Genomic DNA, 2,791 nt, shown 5'->3' with positions numbered 1-2,791 from the left:
GCGGCGATCCGGGCATCGGCTTCGCGCACCGCGTCGCAGAAGCGCCGGATCGCCCCGGCGTCCTTCACGCCGCGCGACGATTCGACGCCGGAGGAGACGTCAACGGCCCAGGGCCGCAGCTGCTGAATGCCGGCAACGACGTTTTCGGCACGCAACCCACCAGACAAAACGAGCCGAAGCGGAACGCCGGCAGGAACGAGCGACCAATCGAAGACCTTTCCACCGCCGCCGAAGCCGGCCACGTGGGCGTCGAGGAGAAGCGCACTGGCCGCGTCGAAACGGCGTGCCAAGTCTAGCAAATCGACCCCCGGCGCCATCCGCGCCACTTTCATGAAGGGCCGGCCGAAGCCGGCGCAGTCGACCGCCGATTCGTCGCCGTGGAACTGCAGCATGAGGCCGGGAATGGCGGCAACGGCGGCGGCCACGGTCGCCCGGTCCGCGTTAACGAACAGGCCCACCGGCGTGACGAACGGAGGAAGGTCTTTTGCGAGAGCGGCGGCGGCGGCGAGCGACACGTGGCGCGGGCTGGGCGCATGGAAGACGAGGCCGATCGCGTCGGCACCGGCATCGACCGCCGCGCTCACGTCCTCGCGGCGCGACAGCCCGCAGATCTTGATGCGGGTGCGGGCGCTCATCCGCGCTCCCCCTCGCCCGGCGGCACCCGGTCAGGGCAGCCAGTCCATGGCCGGCGTGTGCTGGGGGATCGCATCGCCGGCATCGTAGTACGGGCCCAGGAAGTAGAGGCCGTCGGGGGCGGACGTGGCCGACGCCAGCGACCGGTCGCGCGAAGCGAGGACCTCGGCGATCCAGGCCGCCGGACGCACGCCGCTGCCGACCGCGAGCAGGCTGCCCATCAGGTTCCTGATCATGTGGTGCAGGAAGGCATCGGCATCGAAGTCGAAGCGCCAGTAGGCGCCGCGCCGCTCGATGCGCAGCGACCGCAGGGTCTTCACCGGCGTCGGTGCCTGGCATTCGGCGGAACGAAAGGCGCTGAAGTCGTGCTCGCCGAGCAGGACCGCGGCAGCCTCTCGCATCCTGTCCCCGTCGAGGCGGCGGAAGGTCCAGCCGACCTGCCCGCTCTCGACTGCAGGGCGCACAGGCGCTTCGAGCAGGACGTAGGCATAGCGGCGGCCGAGCGCGCTCGCGCGGGCGTGGAACGAGGCCGGCACCTTGCGGCTCCATTGCACGGCGATGTCGCCGGGCAGGTATCGGTTGGTGCCGCGCACCCAGGCGTCCGGGCGGCGGACGACGTCGGTGTCGAGATGAACGACCTGGTTGACGGCATGCACGCCGGCGTCGGTGCGGCCAGCACACACCGAGCGCAGAGGGACCGCGGCGAAGGCGGTGAGCGCCGCGTCCAACCGGTCCTGCAGCGTCAGGCCACCGGGCTGGCTCTGCCAGCCGTGGTACGCGGTTCCGCGGTAAGCGACGCCGAGAGCGACTCTCACGAGACCTCGCCGAGCCGGCAGGCGCGGCGCCGCCCGAAGGCGGCGCGGTGCTTCAGCCCAGGTCTTCCAGCATGCTCTGCGCCCTGGACTTGGTCGAGCCGGTCGCCGTCGTGAGCACCTCGCGCAGCAGGTCTCGCGCGCCATCCTTGTCGCCGATCCGCTGGAACTCCTCGGCCAGCTCCATCTTGCGGGAGACCGGATCTCCGTTGCCCTCGTCGTCGGCCACCGCGACGTCGCCGCCGTCGTGCTTCGCATGCGCTGCCGAAGCCGGCTGGTCGAGGTCGAGCGTGATGCCCGAGAGGTCGAAGACCAGGGGCTCGTCTCGGTGATCGGGCTGGGACGACGGCTCGTTGGCGACCAGCGGCATCTTCAGCGTGCTGGCCTGGAACTGCGAGGCCGAAGCCGAGCGCGGCGAGATCGCCTCGGTCGTGTCGAGGGGCACCGGGGTCGACGGCACGCCGACATCCGGGTTGTCGAGGTCGAGGTCGACGTCGGTGAGCTGGCTGTCGCGCAGGTCGGAATCGATGGCCGAGTGGCCGAACTCGGACTGCGTCGGCGTGATCGACTGCGGCAGCGTGCTGGCGCCGAGCGGCTCCGGGCGAACCATGCCGCCATCGACCGGGCGCTCCGGGGCGCCGCCGGCGTGGTACAGGTTGTTCTCCGGATCGATCTGGGCGCCGAGCTCCTGCGCCTTGGCCCAGTCCTCGCCCTCGCCGCGCGTCAGCGCGAACAGCTGCGTGGCGAGCAGCTCGAAGCCCTTGATGTCGCGCCGCTTGGCATAGACCTCGAGCAGCTTGGTGCGGATGGCGAGGCGCTCGGGGTTGCTGCGCATCGCCTCCTTGAGGATCTCCTCGGCCTGGAGGTCGCGGCCGTAAGCCAGGTACACGTCGGCCTCGGCCACCGGGTCCACGTCGCCGATGGCGTCGAGCTGCGACAGCGAGTAGGTCATCGACGACGACGAGCCGGCGGCGTCGCGGGTGTCGATCCGCTGCCCGCCGCTCGCACCGAAGAACGAGTCCGGCTGCAGGCGGCTCTCGAGGAACGAGGTCTCGCCGCTGTCCTTCTTCGAGCGCTGCGTGAACCTGTAGATGCCGAAGGCCGCGAGCACGGCAGCGAGCAGGCCGCCGAGCAGGTAGAGCGGGTTGGCCATGAGCGAGTCGACGAAGCTCGGCTCAGGAGGCGCGGCGGCCGTCGATCGGGGCGCAGGGCGCGCTGCGGCGGCGCTGGCTGGTCGGGCCATGGTCGCGGCAGGCAGGCTCGCGGTGGCCGGCAGAACCGGCGCAGCGGCGACCACGGCCGGCAGCGCCGGCACGGAGGCGCCTGGCGCGACCGCCGCCGTCGCA

General features: G+C 71.5%; 3 protein-coding genes. All 3 read right to left on the bottom strand.

Annotation, left to right across the window (positions count from 1 at the left end):
• A partial coding sequence (locus tag AC30N0_RS13635) for a phosphoribosylanthranilate isomerase (protein WP_489518451.1) occupies positions 1-635 on the bottom strand: 635 nt, incomplete at its 3' end.
• Positions 636-665: 30 nt separating this feature from the next.
• Positions 666-1,448 (bottom strand): tRNA pseudouridine(38-40) synthase TruA, encoded by a 783-nt coding sequence (gene truA / locus AC30N0_RS13630; RefSeq protein WP_489518450.1) that lies wholly within the window; start codon positions 1,446-1,448, stop codon positions 666-668.
• Between the two features lie 52 nt (positions 1,449-1,500).
• Positions 1,501-2,791 (bottom strand): FimV/HubP family polar landmark protein (locus tag AC30N0_RS13625; protein WP_489518449.1); only part of this gene is annotated, 1,291 nt, incomplete at its 5' end.

Origin of the sequence: Rhizobacter sp., assembly GCF_031412495.1 — a bacterium.
In the GTDB taxonomy this organism is placed as follows: domain Bacteria; phylum Pseudomonadota; class Gammaproteobacteria; order Burkholderiales; family Burkholderiaceae_C; genus Schlegelella_A.
Note: the sequence above shows the minus strand (reverse complement) of the source record. Positions and strands in the feature narration are given on the sequence as shown.